The sequence below is a fragment of the Bradyrhizobium sp. JYMT SZCCT0180 genome (assembly GCF_018130165.1).
Classification (GTDB): domain Bacteria; phylum Pseudomonadota; class Alphaproteobacteria; order Rhizobiales; family Xanthobacteraceae; genus Bradyrhizobium.
This window is the reverse complement of sequence record NZ_JAFCLZ010000012.1, coordinates 235252-253542: the sequence shown is the minus strand read 5'-3', so window position 1 is coordinate 253542 and position 18291 is coordinate 235252. Positions and strand designations below refer to the sequence as shown.

General features: G+C 63.3%; 15 protein-coding genes. 8 read left to right on the top strand and 7 right to left on the bottom strand.

The genetic code is table 11. From position 1 onward, the window contains the following. Positions 1 to 476: 476 nt before the first annotated feature. Positions 477 to 938, bottom strand: a complete 462-nt coding sequence (locus JQ641_RS19455) for an Lrp/AsnC family transcriptional regulator (RefSeq protein ID WP_192734786.1) — start codon at positions 936 to 938, stop codon at positions 477 to 479. A gap of 136 nt (positions 939 to 1074) precedes the next feature. Between JQ641_RS19455 and JQ641_RS19450 the strand changes: the two genes are divergently transcribed. From JQ641_RS19450 to bla, 3 genes are all read left to right on the top strand, one after another. Then, positions 1075 to 3453: a thiamine pyrophosphate-binding protein gene (locus JQ641_RS19450; RefSeq protein WP_211997588.1), complete on the top strand. Its 2379-nt coding sequence runs from the start codon at positions 1075 to 1077 to the stop codon at positions 3451 to 3453. A 351-nt stretch (positions 3454 to 3804) separates the two neighbouring features. After that, positions 3805 to 5235, top strand: a complete 1431-nt coding sequence (locus JQ641_RS19445) for an aldehyde dehydrogenase family protein (RefSeq protein ID WP_211997587.1) — start codon at positions 3805 to 3807, stop codon at positions 5233 to 5235. Positions 5236 to 5380: 145 nt separating this feature from the next. After that, entirely contained in the window at positions 5381 to 6271 is an 891-nt protein-coding gene (gene bla, locus JQ641_RS19440) for a subclass B3 metallo-beta-lactamase (protein ID WP_211997586.1), read from the top strand. A 22-nt stretch (positions 6272 to 6293) separates the two neighbouring features. On the opposite strand, the gene JQ641_RS19435 is transcribed toward bla, so the two are convergent. Beyond that, positions 6294 to 7259 carry an SMP-30/gluconolactonase/LRE family protein gene (locus tag JQ641_RS19435; protein ID WP_211997585.1) on the bottom strand — a complete coding sequence of 322 codons (966 nt, stop codon included), beginning with the start codon at positions 7257 to 7259 and terminating at the stop codon, positions 6294 to 6296. 94 nt (positions 7260 to 7353) lie between these two features. Between JQ641_RS19435 and JQ641_RS19430 the strand changes: the two genes are divergently transcribed. Further along, positions 7354 to 8172: an NAD-dependent epimerase/dehydratase family protein gene (locus tag JQ641_RS19430; RefSeq protein WP_211997584.1), complete on the top strand. Its 819-nt coding sequence runs from the start codon at positions 7354 to 7356 to the stop codon at positions 8170 to 8172. A gap of 105 nt (positions 8173 to 8277) precedes the next feature. Here JQ641_RS19430 and JQ641_RS19425 read toward each other — a convergent pair whose 3' ends face one another. Then, positions 8278 to 8970 (bottom strand): GntR family transcriptional regulator, encoded by a 693-nt coding sequence (locus tag JQ641_RS19425; RefSeq protein ID WP_211997583.1) that lies wholly within the window; start codon positions 8968 to 8970, stop codon positions 8278 to 8280. Next, a complete protein-coding gene (locus tag JQ641_RS19420) occupies positions 8967 to 9974 on the bottom strand; it encodes a Gfo/Idh/MocA family protein (protein ID WP_211997582.1) in 1008 nt (335 codons plus the stop codon). The genes JQ641_RS19425 and JQ641_RS19420 overlap by 4 nt, the downstream gene beginning before the upstream one ends. Positions 9975 to 10143: 169 nt before the next feature. Here JQ641_RS19420 and JQ641_RS19415 point away from each other — a divergent pair, with 169 nt between their 5' ends. After that, on the top strand, positions 10144 to 11853 hold the full coding sequence (locus JQ641_RS19415; RefSeq protein WP_211997581.1) for an IlvD/Edd family dehydratase: 1710 nt from the start codon (positions 10144 to 10146) through the stop codon (positions 11851 to 11853). Between the two features lie 46 nt (positions 11854 to 11899). On the opposite strand, the gene JQ641_RS19410 is transcribed toward JQ641_RS19415, so the two are convergent. Further along, entirely contained in the window at positions 11900 to 12703 is an 804-nt protein-coding gene (locus tag JQ641_RS19410) for an enoyl-CoA hydratase/isomerase family protein (protein ID WP_211997580.1), read from the bottom strand. Between the two features lie 268 nt (positions 12704 to 12971). On the opposite strand from JQ641_RS19410, the gene JQ641_RS19405 reads away from it, so the two are divergent. Beyond that, positions 12972 to 14222, top strand: coding sequence for an NAD(P)/FAD-dependent oxidoreductase (locus JQ641_RS19405; RefSeq protein WP_211997579.1), 1251 nt, complete (start codon positions 12972 to 12974; stop codon positions 14220 to 14222). A 97-nt stretch (positions 14223 to 14319) separates the two neighbouring features. Continuing rightward, positions 14320 to 15306 carry a sialic acid TRAP transporter substrate-binding protein SiaP gene (locus JQ641_RS19400; protein WP_211997578.1) on the top strand — a complete coding sequence of 329 codons (987 nt, stop codon included), beginning with the start codon at positions 14320 to 14322 and terminating at the stop codon, positions 15304 to 15306. Between the two features lie 43 nt (positions 15307 to 15349). Here JQ641_RS19400 and JQ641_RS19395 read toward each other — a convergent pair whose 3' ends face one another. After that, on the bottom strand, positions 15350 to 16258 hold the full coding sequence (locus JQ641_RS19395) for a ribokinase (RefSeq protein ID WP_211997577.1): 909 nt from the start codon (positions 16256 to 16258) through the stop codon (positions 15350 to 15352). 22 nt (positions 16259 to 16280) lie between these two features. After that, positions 16281 to 17174: a sugar kinase gene (locus tag JQ641_RS19390; protein ID WP_211997576.1), complete on the bottom strand. Its 894-nt coding sequence runs from the start codon at positions 17172 to 17174 to the stop codon at positions 16281 to 16283. Between the two features lie 240 nt (positions 17175 to 17414). Here JQ641_RS19390 and JQ641_RS19385 point away from each other — a divergent pair, with 240 nt between their 5' ends. After that, positions 17415 to 18266: a VOC family protein gene (locus JQ641_RS19385; protein WP_211997575.1), complete on the top strand. Its 852-nt coding sequence runs from the start codon at positions 17415 to 17417 to the stop codon at positions 18264 to 18266. Positions 18267 to 18291 lie beyond the last annotated feature (25 nt).

The following is an 18291-nucleotide window of genomic DNA, read 5'->3' as shown; positions in this document are numbered from 1 at the left end:
CACGGCATAAGCCGTAAAGCCATTGCGCAGGGAAGGCCGGGTGTTCACCGCTGCCCTGTATGCTCGTGTGCAGCCTACTTAGTGCAAACCGCACACGAGACCGCGGGTGCAGCGCGCACCCGGTCTTCCCTGCGCCCTCTAGTTTTCGAGGGCGGGAAGTTTCTGGCAAAGCTCGGGCATGTCAGGCCGCGAGATCGCGAACCCATATTCAGTGTCATCGTCCGCGAAGGCGGACGATCCAGTATTCCAGAGACGCCGATGATAGAACCGAAAAGCCGCAGCGTACTGGGTCCCCCGCTTTCGCGGAGGACGACACCGTTGGTGAAGCCGTACTGTATCCGTCATTGCGAGGAGCGAAGCGACGAAGCAATCCATTTTTCCGCTGGCGCCGCTATGGATTGCTTCGCGGAGCCCGTCATCGGGCGCGCATTCGCGCGACCCGTTGGCTCGCAATGACGACCCGAACCACGACGACGTCACACCGGCAGTGCGATCGAATACTTCACCTGGCTCAGCGCAAAGCTCGACTCGATCGAGGCGATGCCATCCAGCCGCGTCAGCTTGTTTTTCAAAAACGCCTCGTAGGACGACAGATCAGCGGCGACGACGCGCAGCAGGTAATCGCGATTGCCCGTCATCAGATAGCATTCCAGCACCTCGTCCCATTTCGAGATCGCCTTGGCAAACCGGTTGAGGTCTTCCTCCTTCTGCCGCGCCAGCTTGATCGAGATGAAGACGCTGACATGCAGGCCCAGCGATTTCTGGTCGACGGTCGCGATGTAGCGGGTGATGACGCCGCGCTCCTCCAGCAATTTCACCCGGCGGTGGCAGGGCGACACCGAGAGCCCGACCTTCTCGGAGAGCTCCTGCATGGTCATGCGGCTGTCGGATTGCAGCAGGCTGAGGATCTTGCGGTCGATGGCGTCGAGGGCGTGCATTGGAATGAACTCTGGATAATGGGGTTCGGATTGGGATTCTATCCCAATTTTGGCCGGTATGTCGCGTAAATTTGAGATTTCTGGGAGCCTGATGCCCGGTAAAATTTGACCCTGACCCCGAGTCCGGAGCAACGCCATGCCCATCGAGCCCGCACGCCTGGAATTATTGTCCGCGCTGGCACGCAAGGTGCTCTGGCTGTCATCGTGGACCATCCACCACGCCAATCACATCCGCGCCAACACCGACGGCCTGAAGGTCGGTGGCCATCAGGCCTCTTCGGCCTCGCTCGCCAACATCATGTCGGCGCTGTATTTCTCGGTGCTGCGGCCGCAGGACCGCGTTGCGGTGAAGCCGCATGCCAGCCCGGTGTTCCACGCCATCCAGTATCTGTTCGGGCACCAGACCCGCGAGAAGCTGGAGAATTTCCGCGGCTTCAAGGGCGCGCAATCCTATCCGTCGCGCACCAAGGATGCCGACGACGTCGACTTCTCGACGGGGTCAGTCGGTCTCGGCGTGGCGCAAACCCTGTTCTCTTCGCTGGTGCAGGATTACGTCAAGTCACATGGCTGGATGAAAGATCGTCCGGAGGGGCGGATGATCGCGCTGGTCGGCGACGCCGAAATGGACGAGGGCAATATCTTCGAGGCGTTGCTCGAGGGCTGGAAGCACGGGCTGCGCAACACCTGGTGGGTCGTCGACTATAACCGCCAGAGCCTGGACGCCGTGGTGCGCGAAGGGCTCTGGGAGAAATTCGAATCCATGTTCCGCAATTTCGGCTGGGACGTCAGAATCGTGAAGTACGGCACGCTGATGCAGGCGGCGTTCGCCGAACCCGGCGGCGAGGCGTTGCGGCGCTGGATCGATAATTGCCCGAACCAGATGTATGCCGCGCTGTGCTTCCAGGGCGGTGCTGCGTTCCGAAAACATCTGCAGGACGACATCGGCGATCAGGGACAGGTCACCCAACTGATCGATCGCCGCAGCGACGAGGAACTGCTGGCGCTGATGTCCAATCTCGGCGGACACGACATGACCAGCATGATCGATGCCTTTGAGTCGATCGACCATGATCGCCCGGTCTGCTTCATCGCCTACACCATCAAGGGCGTCGGCCTGCCGATGCAGGGCCACAAGGACAACCACGCCGGACTGATGACGGTCGCGCAGATGGAAAAATGGCGTGCGGCGCAGAACATTCGTCCCGGCCATGAATGGGAAAAGTTCGAAGGGTTGTCGCAGGAGGCGGCTGCTCTCGAAGCGTTTCTCACCGAAGCGCCGTTCAACGCCGAGGGCCGCCGGCGCCTGACCGCGCCCGTGATCGAGGTGCCCGAGCGGCTCGCCTTCAAGCCGGCGGCGCAGATGTCGACCCAGCAGGGCTTCGGCCTCGTGCTCAACGAACTGGCGCGCGGTGATACCGAACTGGCCTCGCGCATCGTCACCACGTCGCCTGATGTGACGGTGTCGACCAATCTCGGCGCCTGGGTCAACCGGCGCGGGCTGTTTGCGAAGGCGGAAAACCACGATCTGTTCCGGCAGGAGAAAATCCCCTCGACCTTCAACTGGGATTTTTCGCCGAAGGGCCAGCACCTCGAACTCGGCATTGCCGAGATGAACCTGTTCATCATGCTCTCGGCGCTCGGTCTGTCGCACCAGATCAACGGCGAGCGGCTGCTGCCGATCGGCACGCTGTACGATCCCTTCATCCAGCGCGGCCTCGATGCGATGAATTACGCCTGCTACCAGGACGCGCGCTTCATGGTGGCGGCGACGCCGTCGGGCATCACGCTGGCGCCGGAGGGCGGCGCGCACCAGTCGATCGCAACGCCGCTGATCGGCATCGCACAGGATGGTCTCGCCTCGTTCGAGCCGGCCTTTGTCGATGAACTCTCCGTGATCATGGGCTGGGGTTTTCAGCACATGCAGCGCGAAGTCGGGCAAGGGGAAGAAGGCGGCGGATCGGTCTATTTGCGGCTGTCGACGCGGACTATCGACCAGCCGCAGCGGATCATGACGCCGGACCTGCAGCGCGAGATCACCGACGGCGCCTACTGGCTGCGCAAACCGGGCGCGAACTGCGACGTCGTGATCGCCTACACCGGTGCGGTCGCGCCCGAGGCGATCGAGGCGGTCGGCTTCATCGGCGAAAGCCACCGGGATGTCGGACTATTGGCGGTGACCTCGGCGGACCGCCTGCATGCAGGCTGGACCGCGGCGCGAAAACTGCGCCGCGACCGCCGCGGCGTGGCACATCTCAGCCATATCGAACAATTGCTGGCGCCGCTGCCGCGCGACTGCGGCATTGTCTCGGTGATCGACGGCCATCCGGCGGCGCTGGGCTGGCTCGGCAGCGTGCGCGGCCAGCGGGTCGAGGCGCTGGGCGTCGAGCAGTTCGGCCAGACCGGCACCATCGCCGACCTCTACCGCCACCACGGCATGGACGCCAACGCCATCATCGATGCGGCCGAAAGCCTCACCGTTGGGGCGCCGGTGCGGCACAGGAAGATGGCGGTGTGAGATTGTGGTGTAAACAATAATGGTCGGAGCAAGCCCGGCCCCCACCCCAACCCTCCCCCGCAAATGCGGGAGAGGGGGCGCAGTGTGCGCTGTGGTTATCGATGCTTGCCGCAATGTAGGTCCACTCCCTCTCCCGCTTGCGGGGGAGGGCGGGGTGGGGGTCTCTCCACACGGATGGACGGAAGATTGACCACCTTGCATCCGTCAGGCGCCTGACCTTATATCCGGTGCCCGCCGCAACGCGGCATCCCGCATATGGCGGGTTCAATTGCCGGGATTTTCGTGCAAGGATGCCTGCCGAACGCCCCCGTTCCCTTAATCCTTCCGCCCTGTGAAATAACGAGGTTTCCGATGGTCAACCGTATGCAATTCTACATCGACGGCGCCTGGGTCGATCCCGCCGTCAAGAAGTCCACGCCCGTCGTCAATCCGGCGACCGAAGAGCCGATGTATGAGATTGCGCTGGGCTCCAAGGCCGATCTCGACAAGGCCGTCGCTGCGGCCAAGCGCGCCTTCGTGACCTTCTCGCAGACCAGCCGTGAAGAGCGTGTCGCGCTCCTTGAAAAGATCATCGAGATCTACAAGGGCCGCATGAAGGAAATCGGTGCTGCCGTGTCCGACGAAATGGGCGCGCCGCTGCCGATGGCAGAGCGGCTGCAGGCCGGCGCCGGCCTCGGCCACATCGCTTCCACGCTGGAAGTGCTGAAGAACTATCATTTCGAGGAAAACATCGGCACCGCCACGGTGCTGCGTGAGCCCGTCGGCGTCATCGGCATGATCACGCCGTGGAACTGGCCGCTGAACCAGATCGCCTGCAAGGTCGCGCCCGCGCTTGCCGCCGGCTGCACCATGATCCTGAAGCCGTCGGAATTCACGCCAACCTCGGCGTTGATCTTCGCGGAAATCCTCCATGAAGCCGGCGTGCCGAAGGGCGTGTTCAACCTCGTCAACGGTCTCGGCCCCGAGGTGGGTGCTGCGATGAGCGAGCATCCGGACATCGACATGATTTCGTTCACCGGCTCGACCCGCGCCGGCGTCGATGTTGCCAAGCGCGCCGCGCCGACCGTGAAGCGCGTCAGCCAGGAACTCGGCGGCAAGTCGCCGAACGTGATCCTGGAAGGCGCCGACCTCACCAAGGCCGTCACCGGCGGCGTTATGCACATGTTCAACAACTCCGGACAGTCGTGCAACGCGCCGTCGCGGATGATCGTGCCGCTGTCGAAGATGAAGGAAGTCGCCGCTATCGCCAAGGCGGTCGCCGACAAGACCAAGGCCGGTGATCCCCGCGCCGACGGCACCACCATCGGCCCGGTTGTGTCCCGCATCCAGTGGGACAAGATCCAGGCGCTGATCCACAAGGGCATCGAGGAAGGTGCAACCCTCGTGGCCGGTGGTCCCGGTCTGCCGGAAGGCGTCAACAAGGGCTTCTACGTGCGTCCGACCATCTTCGCCGACGTCACCAACGACATGACCATCGCCCGCGAGGAAATCTTCGGGCCGGTGCTCACGATTCTCGGCGCCAAGGACGAAGCCGAAGCGGTCAAGATCGCCAACGACACGCCCTATGGTCTGGCCGGTTACGTCACCGGTGATACCGTCGAAAGCGCGCGCCGGGTCGGCAAGCAGATCCGCGCCGGCAACGTCAACCTGCAGGGCGTTCCGAACGAGCGGACCGCACCGTTCGGCGGCTACAAGCAGTCCGGCAACGGCCGCGAGTGGGGCAAGTACGGCCTGGAAGAATACCTCGAAGCGAAGGCGGTCGCTGGCTACAACGCCGCGTAAGCCGATGCGGCGCTGCTAACGCCGTCTATTCAAAATAATGCCGGCTGCCCCAAAGCAGCCGGCATTTTCGTTAGAGTGCATGGTCGAGGCTTGCATCAACGCGCGGCCGCAATGACGCGAAGAAAAACAAAAAGGGAGAGCGGATATGAGGAAACTGGCCATTGCGCTTGTCGCGCTGATTCCGTTGACCGGCGCAGCGCAGGCGCAGAGCCTCAAGGATCTGCTCGCGACGCTGCTGGTGAAATGGAACGAGCCGACGGAGCCGTTCAAGATGATCGGCAACGTCTATTATGTCGGCACCAACGGCCTGTCATCCTATCTGATCACATCGCCGCAAGGTCACATCCTGGTCGATACCGTGATGCCGGAGGCGACCTCGCAGATCAAAGGCAACATCGAGAAGCTTGGCTTCAAGGTCACCGACATCAAATACCTGCTGAACACCCACGCCCATATCGATCACACCGGAGGGCTTGCCGAAATGAAGGCGGCGAGCGGGGCCCAGCTTGTCGCCGGTGAAGCCGACAAGCCGCTGCTCGAAGGCGGCTACTACCCGGGCGCGCGGGAGGAAACCGTGCTGAATTTCCCGCCGGCCAAGGTGGACCGCACCGTGCGCGAAGGCGATACGGTCACGCTCGGCGATGTGAAGATCACCGCGCGCGAAACGCCCGGCCATTCGCCGGGCTGCACCAGCTGGGAATTTTCGGTGAAGGACGGCGACGCGACGCGCTCGGTGCTGATCTTCTGCAGCGGCACCGTGGCGCTGAACCGCCTCGTGACCAACCCGACCTATCCCGGGATCGTCGCCGATTACCGCAAGACGTTCGCGCGGGCCAAGGACATGAAGGTGGATGTCCTGCTCGCGCCGCATCCGGAAATGTACAAGATGCAGGAGAAGCGCGCCAAGCTGGCTGACGGCGCGCCCAATCCGTTCGTCAATCCCGGCGAATTCAACGCCTATGCCGCAACGCTGGAAAAGGCGTTCGAGGAGGGGCTGGCCAAGCAGACCGCCGCCGCGCAGGAAAAGAAGGGCTGAACCGGCGAGGGGATGGCGTAGATTATCCCCCGAGCGCGCCTTGCGTGTTCACATACAGCGCGTAGATCGACTGGCTCGCCGCCATGAACAGCCGGTTGCGCTTCAGGCCGCCGAAACAGAGATTGGCGCAGCGTTCGGGCAGGGCGATGCGCCCGATCATGACGCCGTCGGGCGCGAACACGACAACGCCGTCGAGTTCTGGATCGCCCATGCCCCAGCCGCACCACAGATTGCCGTCGATGTCGGAACGCATGCCGTCGGGCGTGCCGGGGCCTGCATCGACGAACACGCGCTTGTCGGAAAGCGTGTCGCCGCCGGGCGCGACGTCGTAGGCGAGGATCTTGCGGGTCGGCACGCCCCGGGATTCGATGACGTAGAGAATCTTCTCATCCGGCGAGAAGCAAAGCCCGTTCGGCCCCAAAATGCCCTCGGCGACGATGGTGGCCTTTCCGGTGGCGCCATCGATCCGGTAGACATTCATGTCGAGTTCGGGCTCGGCCTTGTAGCCCTCGTAATTGCCGAGCAGGCCGAAGATGGGATCGGTGAACCAGATCGAGCCGTCCGATTTCACCACGACGTCGTTCGGCGAATTCAGCCGCTTGCCGCCAAAGGAATCGATCAACACGGTAATCGAGCCGTCATATTCGGTTCTGACAACGCGGCGGCCGCCATGCTCGCAGCTGATCAGCCGGCCCTGGCGGTCGCGGGTATGGCCGTTGGCGAAATTCGACGGCTTGCGGTAGTGGCTGACCGCGCCGGTCTCCTCTTCCCATTTGATGATGCGGTTATTGGGAATGTCGCTGCACAAGAGATAGCGCCCGTCGCCAAACCACACCGGCCCTTCGGCCCAGCGCATGCCGGTGGCCAGCCGTTCCACCGCCGAGAGCTTGAGCCAGTATTTCTCGAACCGCGGATCGAGCGCGTGGATCGCCGGATCAGGATAATAGGTCGCCGGCTGCCAGCCGGCGCGGGGTGTTGCCTCGGACATTTGCTGTTCTCGTTGCTGTTGCGTTTCCTCGCAGAATGTTTTGCTATCATTGTCGGCCAGCGACCGCAAATCGCTCGTAAGAAAGAGGGAAGAAATGCCACGCATATTGATGACCGGCGCTGCCGGTGGAATCGGCACCAGCCTGCGCAAGCTGTTGCCGCCGATCTATCCGGATCTGCTGCTGAGCGACCTCGCAACGCCCGCCGATCTCGGCGCGAACGAAAAATTCAAGGCGGCTGATCTGGCCGATCCCGCGCAGGTCGAGGCGATCTGCGAGGGCGTCGACGGCATCCTGCATTTCGGCGGCTATTCGGTCGAAGGCCCGTGGGAACAGATCCTGCAATCCAACATCATCGGCTGCTACAATCTGTTCGAGGCGGCGCGCAAGAAGGGCGTTAAGCGGGTGGTGTTTGCTTCATCCAACCACGCGGTCGGCTTCTACCCGCGCCACCACCGGATCGGCACCGACGTCACCGCGCGCCCCGACAGCCGCTATGGCGTCAGCAAGGTATTTGGCGAGGCGGTCGGCTCGCTCTATGCGGATAAACACGGGCTTGGGGTGACCTGCCTGCGCATCGGTAATTTCGGCGATAGGCCGCTGGATCACCGCCGTCTCGCAATCTGGCTGAAGCCGGAGGATCTGGTGCAGCTCTGCCGGATCGGGCTCGACCACCCCGACATTCATTTCGAGATCTTCTACGGCGCGTCCTACAACGAGCGCGCGTGGTGGGACAATCACCGCGCCTACGATCTCGGCTATCGCCCGACCGGCCGCGGCGAAGATCATCGCGAGCATGCGATGGCCGAGCAGGCCAAGATGTCAGCCGATCCCGTCAGCGATTTCTACCAGGGCGGCACGTTCTGCGGCATGGAGTTCGACGGCGACAAGAGCAGGATTGTGGACTGGAAATAATTCGTCATTCCGGGGCGTGCGAAGCACGAGCCCGGAATCCATAACCACGATCGGGAGTATGGATTCCGGGCCTGCGCCAAGCGGCGCATCCCGGAATGACGGCCGTTAGTTTTTGCCCTCATCCCCCGCGATCCGTCCGAGATAATCCGACTTGCTGTATTGCATGTGGTCGACGCAGAGCTGCGCCAGCGCCCAGTTGTCGCGGCCTTTCAGCAGTTCGATCATGAATTCGTGCTGGCGCCGTGACAGCGCCAGCCCCTCGTTGTCGGCGAGATTCTTGGCGCGCATCGGCAGCGTCAGGTTCATGTAGTCCTGCAGCGAACGCACCAGATAGGGATTGCCGCAGGCGGAGAACAGCGCGACGTGAAAGGCGTCGTTGGCTTCGTGAATGCCGCGCAGATCCTGAGCGTCGGCTTTGGCGCAATATTGCCGCTGCAATTCGCTCAACTGCTCGATCAGGCTTGTTGGCGCGGGCAGGGCGATCATCAATGCTGCCTGCCGAGTCAGCATTTCCCGCACCTCGTAGATCTGGCGCACTTCCTCAGCCGAATAGAATCGCACGGTGGCGCCGATGTTCTTCTCGCGCAGCACGATGCCCTGGCGCTCGAGCTGAAACAGCCCCTGGCGCACGAAATGCCGGCTGGCGCGGTAGCGCGTCATCAGCGTGTCTTCGACCAGCCGCGAACCCGGCGCGAAGCGGCCGAAGATGATGTCTTCCTCAAGCCGGCGGATCACTTCCGCCTGCTCTTCCTCTCGCGTCAGCGCGGAAATCTCGGTCAATGCTTCCTGCGGCTTCATTGCAAAGCCTCCCAGCCTGACAGCCGATAGCAATCCTCGACCAGCCGCAACGTCTCCAGATTATCCTCCGGCGCGGTCTCGAACGGCGTGTTGTCTCGCAACGATTGCACGAAGTGCGCAATCGTCCGGTTGTAAGACCCCTGATATTCGGTGGCGAGATCGTAGACCCTTTCCTGGGGCGAAGCACCCGAGCAGATGAGTTGCGGCCCGTCGAGCTTGATGGCGCCCTTGTCGCCGAGAATTTCCAGCCGATCGATCTGGGTGGCAGCATGCCCGTGCGCGGCAAAGCTCGCAAACACCGTGACGCCGGCGCCGTTGCCAGCCTGGAGCTGGATCACCGCGCCGTCTTCGCCGACGAGCTGCTCGCTCGAGCGCGAAAGCGCAGCCGCCGTGATCCGCAGCGGCCCGAGCAGCATCCGCAAGGTATCGAGATGATGGATCAGGACTTCCGCGACCAGCATGCGCTTCTCGCGGCGCATGAAGGGTTGCCGCTCCAGGGCCGGACAAAGCGCGTCGGGTCCCGGCAGCACGCCCGAGGTCAGCAGCGTGAGCTGCGCCTGCTTGACGTTGCCGATGCGGCCCTCGCGCAGCCAGGCAGCGGCGTCGCGATAATATCCGCGAAAGCGCCAGTTCTCGTGCACCATCAGCCGCGTCAGGTCGCGGACCTCGGCAGCGAGGTCGGTCGCTTGCTGCAGGTTCGGCGCCAGCGGCTTCTGGCACAGCACCGGCAGGCGCTTGGCTGCCGCGAGCCGGACCAGCGGCGCGTGCATCTCGCGCGGCGCCGCGATGTCGATGGCGTCGAGTTCGGTCTCCGCCAGCATCGCTTCGGCGCTGGCGTAGGTTCTGGATATCTCGAATTCGGTCGCGCGGCGTGCGGCGTTGTCGGCCGAGGGATCGGCGACCGCAACAACGCGCGCCTGATCTGCTATACCAGCCCAGGCGATCAGATGATGGCGGCTCACCATACCGGCGCCGACAAGGCCAATGCGGAACGGCTTGTTCATGGATGCTCGCTTCCGATCATCGCTGGAAGTCAGCACGCACGGATGTTATTGTCAATAATAGTACATGATTGGTGGCGAATAGTGCCAATTTTCCGTGCCGAATATCAAATATTGACAATAATAACGCAGACTCCTTTAGTGCGAGCCTGCAGCGATAGGGAAGAACAAGATGGCTGATGACGGACTTCGCAAGGGACTGGCAAGTTATGGCGATGCTGGCTTCTCGCTGTTCCTGCGCAAGGCCTTCATCAAGGCGATGGGTTATTCCGACGACGCGCTCAACCGCCCGATCGTCGGCATCACCAACACCTACAGCGACTACAATCCCTGCCACGGCAACGTGCCGCAGATCATCGAGGCGGTGAAGCGCGGCGTGATGCTGACCGGTGCGATGCCGATGGTGTTTCCGACCATCTCGATCGCAGAAAGTTTTTCGCATCCGACCTCGATGTATCTGCGCAACTTGATGGCGATGGATACCGAGGAGATGATCCGAGCCCAGCCGATGGACGCCATCGTCGTGATCGGCGGTTGCGACAAGACCCTGCCTGCGCAGATCATGGCCGCGGTTAGTGCCGATTTGCCAACCGTCGTCATTCCCGTAGGGCCCATGGTGGTCGGGCATCACAAGGGCGAAGTGCTGGGCGCCTGCACCGATTGCCGGCGGCTGTGGGGAAAATACCGCGCCGGCGAAATCGACGATGTCGAGATCGAAGCCGTCAACGGCCGCCTCGCGCCATCGGTCGGCACCTGCATGGTGATGGGCACGGCGTCCACAATGGCGTGCATCACCGAAGCGCTGGGCCTGTCTTTGCCGATGAGCGCGACGATTCCGGCGCCACACGCCGAACGCTTCCGTTCCGCCGAAGCGAGCGGCAAGGTCGCCGCCGCGTTGGCCAAGGCGAAGGGGCCGCGTCCGAGCGAGTTTCTGACCGCGTCGTCTTTCCGGAACGCGCAAGTGGTGCTGCAGGCGATCGGTGGCTCGACCAACGGCCTCATTCATCTGACCGCCATCGCCAACCGCACCAAACACCGCATCGATCTCGAAGGTTTTGACAAGCTCGGCCGCGAGGTGCCTGTCCTGATCGACCTGAAGCCGTCGGGTGAGCATTACATGGAGCACTTCCATCACGCCGGCGGCCTACCGAAGCTGATGGCGCAGCTCGGCGACCTCATCGACCTCGATGCCAAAACCATTACCGGCGCGACCCTGCGCGATGTCGTGGCCAACGCTGAAGAAGTGCCGGGGCAGGATGCGATCCGTCCCCGCAGCAATCCGATCAAGCCGGAAGGCGCGATGGCGGTGTTGCACGGCAACCTTGCGCCGCGCGGCGCCGTGATCAAGCATTCGGCGGCAAGCCCCAAACTCTTGCAACATACCGGCCGTGCGGTCGTGTTCGAGTCCGTTGAAGACATGACGCTGCGGGTCGACGATCCCGCGCTCGACGTCAATGCCGACGACGTGCTGGTGCTGCGCAATGCCGGGCCGAAAGGCGCGCCGGGCATGCCGGAAGCGGGCTATCTGCCGATTCCAAAGAAGCTCGGCCGCACGGGCGTCAAGGACATGGTCCGGATCTCGGACGCGCGCATGAGCGGGACGGCGTTCGGCACCATCGTGCTGCACATCACGCCGGAATCCGCCGTCGGCGGTCCGCTGGCGCTGGTGAGGAACGGCGACATGATCCGGCTCGACGTCGCCAAACGCAGCATCGATCTCCTGGTCGACGATGCCGAACTCGAAAAACGCCGCGCCGCGCTGGCGCCGCCAACGACACCCGACTGGGCCAGGCGCGGTTACGCGCACCTGTTCAACGAAACCATCCTGCAGGCCGACGAAGGCTGCGATTTCGATTTCATGCGCGGCGAAGGGAAGGGCTAAGGAGCCCAATGCGTTCGACTGGTTTGCCTGGCGCTGCGGCGATCGACTACTTCCCCTTGCTGGTAAACTTCTTCACCGCAACACGGAAATCATCGGTGAGCATGGCGTCGATGATCTTCTCTTCCTCGGCATCGAGCTGCTGGCGCACCGGCGTCACCGCGGCCTGGTAGACCAGTGACTTGGTCCCGCTGATCGCCGCTGGCGGGTTCTGCGCCAATCGCTCGGCGAATTTTTGCGTCGCCGCCTTCAGCTCTGCTGCGGGAACCACCCGGGCGACCAGGCCCCAATCGTAAGCCTGCTGCGCCGAAAAACTGTCTTCAGCGAGAAACAGCTGCAGCGCGCGGCGGGTGCCGACGGTGCCGACCATGCCGACGGTGCTGCCGCCATCCGGCGACACGCCGATCTTGGCGTAAGCCGGCGTGAAGCGGGCATCTTCGGCGGCGATGCAAAGATCCGTCACGAAGGCGAGGCCCATGCCGGCGCCGGCCGCCGAGCCGTGAACGCTCGACAGCACGATCTTCGGCATCCGCCGGATGGTTTCGATGAAGGCGTGATAGTGCTTCAAGAGTTCGCCGACCACGGGCGCAATGGTGTCTGCGGCTGCCGCAGCACCGATGGTCTGCAGATCGCCGCCGGCGCTGAAGGCGCGGCCTTCGCCCTGGATCACCAGCACTCTTATCGCGTCATTGCCCTCGACCTCGGCGCCAAGCTGTTCCAGCTTTTTGGCGATTGACAGGTCGATCGAGTTGAACGCCGCGGGCCGGTTCAGCGTGATGGTCGCAATCGGACCTTCGATCGTGAGCCGTGCCGGCTCATCGGATGGGGCGGCGGTATGATCTTGTGTCGTCATCGGAAAATCCTCCGGGCGGAACGGACGCCGCGCATTTAAATAGCAGAAGCCTGGGGGAGACAATCCCGGACCCGGCCGCAGCATGCGGCCTTATCCTTCCTTCCGGGGCAGGGATGCCCTTGCGCGTTGCCAAACCTTTGGGCTTAATGGGGGTGCCCATCGTTCGGGACGCGGACACGAGCGCCGCTCTCACGAGGCGAAAGCCAACATCAGCAGTGAGAGGAGACGACATGGGTAATTCCTGTGCGCCTGCAATTGGGTTGTCCCGATGACGCAAGGACCGGTTTTGCAAGGGCCTGTCGTGCAAGGTCCTGTTGTCATCGTCGGCGCCGGACATGCTGGCTTTCAGGTTGCGGCCTCGCTTCGCCAGCACGGCTTTGCCGAGCGTATCGCGCTTCTGAACGATGAGGGCCATCTGCCATACCAGCGGCCGCCGCTGTCCAAGGCCTATCTAAAGGGAACCGGCGGGCCTGACAGCCTGATGTTCCGGCCGGAAAAATTCTTCTCCGACCAGAAGATCGACCTGATTTCCGACCGCGCGGTGTCGATCGACCGCAGGGCGCATAAGCTGTTGCTCGCCTCCGGTTCCTTCCTCGACTACGGCCATCTGGTGCTGGCGACCGGCGCGCGCAATCGCCTGCTCGACATCCCCAACGCCAATCTGGAGGGCGTACGCTATCTGCGCACCCTCGACGAAAGCGAGGCGTTGCGGCACCGGATCGGATCCGGCCAGCGCGTCGTCGTGATCGGGGCCGGTTTCATCGGACTGGAATTCGCCGCGACCGCCCGGGGCAAGGGCCTGGAAGTCGACGTGGTCGAACTCGGCACCCGCGTGATGGCGCGCGCGGTGACCGCGGAAATCTCCGAATTCTTCCAGTCGAGCCACACGGCGGCCGGCATTCGCATTCATCTCGGCGTGCAGGTCACGAGCATCGAAAGCACCGGCAGCAATGTTACCGGCGTCAGCCTCAGCGATGGCCGGCATATGCCTGCCGATCTCGTGGTGGTCGGGGTCGGCGTCCTGCCGAATGTCGAACTGGCGGCCGAAGCCGGCCTGCCGGTAGCGGCCGGCATCATCGTCGACGAACATCTGCTGACGGCCGATCCGGATATCTCGGCGGTCGGTGATTGCGCGCTCTACGCCAGCCCGCGCTTCGGCGGATCGCTGCGGCTGGAATCCGTGCAGAACGCCACCGACCATGCGCGCTGTGTCGCGGCGCGGCTCACCGGCGATGCCAAAGTCTATGACGGGCTGCCGTGGTTCTGGAGCGACCAGGGTCCCAACAAGCTTCAGATCGCGGGTTTGACGACGGGCTATGACCAGGTGGTGGTGCGCGGCGATCGCGGGCAGGGGGCGTTCTCCGCCTTCTGCTACAAGTCCGGGCAACTTGTCGGTATCGAATCCGTCAACCGCGCTGGGGATCACATGTTCGGACGGCGCCTGCTGGCCGCCAACGGCTCGATCGGGCCGGAGCAGGCGGCTGATAGCAGCTTCGATCTGAAGAGCGCGCTGACCTAAGCCGGCGCGCCGTCGGTCCACTTGCATCGGCGGACCATTTCGGCAACGCTGCTGCAGGCCCGTCAGAGGCTTCGGTGAGTCAATCGGGGAGGGTAGCATGTCCGCCTGGACACGCTGTCTGATGCTATGCAGCGCCGTCATCCTAGCCATGGTCATGGCCAGCCCGACCTCGGCCCAGACCAAGCTGCGATGGGCGCATGTCTACGAGATCACCGAGCCCTACCACACCGAAGCCCTGTGGGCGGCGAGCGAGATCAGGAAACGAAGCGGCGGCAAATTCGATATCGAGGTGTTTCCGGCTTCCCGGCTCGGCAACGAGAACCAGCTCAATGAGGGGCTTGGGCTCGGCACCGTCGATATCGTCTATGTCGGCATCAACTTCGTCGCGGCAACCTACAAGCCGCTCGGCATCACCGGCGCGCCGTTCATGCTGCGCGATTTCGATCATTGGAAGGCCTACCGCGCCAGCAAGCTGTTTGCCGACCTTGCGAAGGACTATGAAGACAAGACACGGCACAAGATCCTCGCGCTGACCTATTACGGGCAGCGTCATGTCACCGCCAACAAGCCGATCAGCAAGCCCGAGGACATGAAGGGCATGAAGCTGCGCGTGCCGCCGGCGCCGCTCAACCTGATGTTCGCGAAATCCGTCGGCGCCAGCGCCACGCCTGTTGCCTTTTCCGATGTCTATAATGCGCTCAAGCAAGGTTTGGTCGACGGTCAGGAAAATCCGCTGCCCACGATCATGACCAAGAAATTCTACGAGGTGCAGAGTCACATCGTGCTGACCGGCCATATCACGGAATCGATGGTGACGGTGATCGGCAGCCACGTCTGGAACAAGTTGAAGCCCGACGAGCAGAAGCTGTTTTCGGATACGATGAAGGAGGCGGCCGCGAAGGCGACGGAGGCGATCGAGGCTTCCGAACGGGTTTTGGCGACACAGCTCAAGAATCTCGGCATGACCGTGGTCGAGCCGGATCGCGAGGCATTCCGGCAAGCAGCGGTTCCGCTGCACAATGATGCCGCCGCCGGCGCCGGGTGGACGCGGGCGCAGTACGACGAATTGCAGTCGTTGAAGTGACGGCTGCGTTTCGATGCCCTGACGCGAACGTAACGGAGAGGGGTCAGATGATGGCCGCCACTTCCGTCGCCGTCGGCATCGAGGGCGCTGCGCCCATCCGTTGCACGCAGATCGACGCCGCAACATTGGCATAGGCGAGGGCGTCACGGATGGCTTTTCCATCCGCCAACTGCGCCGCGAGCGCGCCGACAAGGCAATCGCCGGCGCCGGTGGTATCCACCGCCTTCACCTTGCGGCCGGCGATGATCGACGGCTGACCATCGATCATCGCAAGCACGCCGCGGCTGCCCAGTGTCACGCAGACGATCTGATCACGGTTTGACGGCAGCAACCGGACCGCTTCGATGAAGCTGTTGTCATCGTCGGTATCACGAAGCTCGGTGCCGGCGAGAAGCCCAAGCTCGGTCTCGTTGAGAACGAGGATGTCGACGAGATCGAGCAGTTCGCGTCCGAACCTGGTCGCGGGCGCGGGGTTGAGGATCGTGGTCGCACCGGCAGCGCGGGCGCGCTTGAAGAATGCAGCGATCGTGGGCAGCGGGATTTCGAACTGGCTGACCGCAATGTCGCCCCTGGCGAGAACGGGCGCGCCGACATCCTCGGCACTCACAAGCGCATTGGCGCCGGGTACGACGACGATGGTGTTGTCGGCATTGGCAATCGTGATGAGCGCCGTTCCGGTGTGGGCCACGGCGGTGTCCGTGAGATGCGCGAGGTCAACGCCTTGCGCGGTGAGAAATGTCCGCAATTGTTGCCCGAAGGCATCCGTTCCCAGCCGGCCGATCAGCGTGGTTGGCGCACCGAGCTTGGCGGCCGCCACTGCCTGGTTGGCGCCCTTGCCGCCGGGGAAATACAATACTGCTTTGCCGGCGACGGTTTCGCCGACGAGCGGATGACGGTCGGCGGTCGCCACCACATCCATGTTGATGCTGCCGGCGACGAAGACGCGCCCCATACTCTAGCTCCGATTCATCCGGTTACGGGCTGGCCGCAAACGCCATCTTGACCACTTCGATATCCGTCAGCGTCGGCAATCCCGCCTCGTTGCCGAGCCGCTGGATCTTGAAGGTCGACGCAGCGCGCGCAAATTCGAAATGGTCGCGCCAGCTTTTGCCGGGATTGCTCAAATAGGAATAGACGTAGGCGCCATGGAAGACATCGCCGGCGCCGTTGGTGTCGATCACCCGCTCGCGCGGGATCGGCAGTGCGGGCAGGCTGCGAACCGAACCGGTCTCGTCGTACCACAGCAGGCCCTTTTCGCCGAGCGTGACGCCGCCGACCCGGCAGCCTCGGCTCTTGAGATAATCCAGCATTGTCTCCGGGGTCTTGTCCATCTGTTCGCACAGCCGCTCGGCGACGATGGCAACGTCGATGAATTCCAGGAGCTCATGGGTATTGCTGCGCAGGCCGCCGCCGTCGAGCGATGTCAGGATGCCGGATTCGCGACATAGTTTGGCGTAATGGATGGCAGCGTCCGGCTGGTGGCCGTCGATATGCAGCGCACGGCATCCCTTGATATTGAGGATCGGAAAAGGGTGAATGTGTTCGTCGTCGCGGCAACGCACGATGGCGCGCTTGCCGTCCTTTGGCATGATGAAGGACAGCGAGGAGGCGTTGACCTTGCGCGGATGGATCGAGATTCCGTATTTCGCGCTCATGTCCCAGAACATGCGGCCGAGCCAGTCGTTGGCGACGGTCGCAATCAGGTCCGGCACGATTCCGAGCTTGGCGCAGCAGAACGCCGCCGTGACGGCGTTGCCGCCAAACGACACCGCGTAGGCCGAGGCCACATGCTTTTCATCGCCGGTCGGCATGTGGTCGGTGATGAAGGTAACGTCGATATAGGTCTGTCCGATGAAGAGGGCCTGCATTCGTTTTCCGTCATTGTACTTCAGAGTATTGGGCTGAAGGTGGATCCGGCCCGGCGCGCTACACTAGCACCGCTTGTCGGACGCATTCGCTGAAATTATTCGCAACCGTGCCGTGTTTGCGGCTTGAGAAGGGCATGTCAGGGGATTAGGACCGTCCTTGGCATTCCAGCATGCCCGCCATAACGGCTGACCGCTGCCCGGGGTTCCGGGCGGTGCGACAAAAGGAGGAGGGCTCTTGCCGTGATTACAGGTCTCGATCACGTGGTCGTTCTCACCGGCGATATTTCGGCGGGCGAGGCCGCCTATCAGTCGCTGTTTGGACGGTCGCCGGCCTGGCGCAACAGTGGCGACGGCGCCGAGCGCGTGTTGTTCACGCTCGATAATGTGACGCTGGAATTGATGGCGCCGAGCGGCGACGGCGAGGCCGCGGAGCGCATTCGCGGCGTGCTCGCGGCGCAGGGCGAGGGGCTGGCGAGCCTTTGTTTTCGTACCAACGACGTCGCGAAATTGCATCGCAGGCTCGACCGGCTGACCCTGAAGCCGGAGCCGGTCGCCGAGGTCGAAAGCCGCGATGCGGTCACGGAGGCGACCTTGTCGTGGAAGCGCACCCGCGCCGCCACTGATGCGACGCGTGGCATCCGGATGTTCTTCCTCGAACTGGCAAAGGAGCGCCCGCTGTCGGTGCGAACCGGCCCGGCATCGATCACCGCGATGGATCATGTCGTGGTCTCGACGCCCGATCCCGAGCGGGCCGCCGCGCTCTATGGGGCGCGGCTCGGGCTCGACATGGCGCTCGACCGCTCGCATCCGGACTGGGGCCGGCTGATGTTCTTCCGCTGCGGCGATCTCATCGTCGAGGTTACGCACCGGCCGGGCAAGCCAGCAGCCGGAACGCAGGAGCAGCACGACCGTCTGCGCGGGTTGTGCTGGCGCGTCGCCGACCTCGACGCCACCCATGCGCGGCTGGTCGCAGCCGGTGTCGACGTTTCCGAGGTCCGCACCGGCCGCAAGCCGGGCACGCGGGTGATGACCGTGCGCAACGGCACCTGCGGCGTGCCGACGCTGGTGGTACAGCCGTCGGTGAAGCCGTAGGGTGAGCGGCCGTAGGGTGGGCAAA

Coding starts and splice junctions, on each gene's coding strand:
- JQ641_RS19405 (WP_211997579.1), top strand. CDS start 12,972: ATGACGCAAGGACCGGTTTTGCAAGGGCCTGTCGTGCAAGGTCCTGTT.
- JQ641_RS19415 (WP_211997581.1), top strand. CDS start 10,144: ATGGCTGATGACGGACTTCGCAAGGGACTGGCAAGTTATGGCGATGCT.
- JQ641_RS19430 (WP_211997584.1), top strand. CDS start 7,354: ATGCCACGCATATTGATGACCGGCGCTGCCGGTGGAATCGGCACCAGC.
- JQ641_RS19450 (WP_211997588.1), top strand. CDS start 1,075: ATGCCCATCGAGCCCGCACGCCTGGAATTATTGTCCGCGCTGGCACGC.
- JQ641_RS19445 (WP_211997587.1), top strand. CDS start 3,805: ATGGTCAACCGTATGCAATTCTACATCGACGGCGCCTGGGTCGATCCC.
- bla (WP_211997586.1), top strand. CDS start 5,381: ATGAGGAAACTGGCCATTGCGCTTGTCGCGCTGATTCCGTTGACCGGC.
- JQ641_RS19455 (WP_192734786.1), bottom strand. CDS start 938: ATGCACGCCCTCGACGCCATCGACCGCAAGATCCTCAGCCTGCTGCAA.
- JQ641_RS19435 (WP_211997585.1), bottom strand. CDS start 7,259: ATGTCCGAGGCAACACCCCGCGCCGGCTGGCAGCCGGCGACCTATTAT.
- JQ641_RS19420 (WP_211997582.1), bottom strand. CDS start 9,974: ATGAACAAGCCGTTCCGCATTGGCCTTGTCGGCGCCGGTATGGTGAGC.
- JQ641_RS19390 (WP_211997576.1), bottom strand. CDS start 17,174: ATGCAGGCCCTCTTCATCGGACAGACCTATATCGACGTTACCTTCATC.
- JQ641_RS19425 (WP_211997583.1), bottom strand. CDS start 8,970: ATGAAGCCGCAGGAAGCATTGACCGAGATTTCCGCGCTGACGCGAGAG.
- JQ641_RS19400 (WP_211997578.1), top strand. CDS start 14,320: ATGTCCGCCTGGACACGCTGTCTGATGCTATGCAGCGCCGTCATCCTA.
- JQ641_RS19410 (WP_211997580.1), bottom strand. CDS start 12,703: ATGACGACACAAGATCATACCGCCGCCCCATCCGATGAGCCGGCACGG.
- JQ641_RS19395 (WP_211997577.1), bottom strand. CDS start 16,258: ATGGGGCGCGTCTTCGTCGCCGGCAGCATCAACATGGATGTGGTGGCG.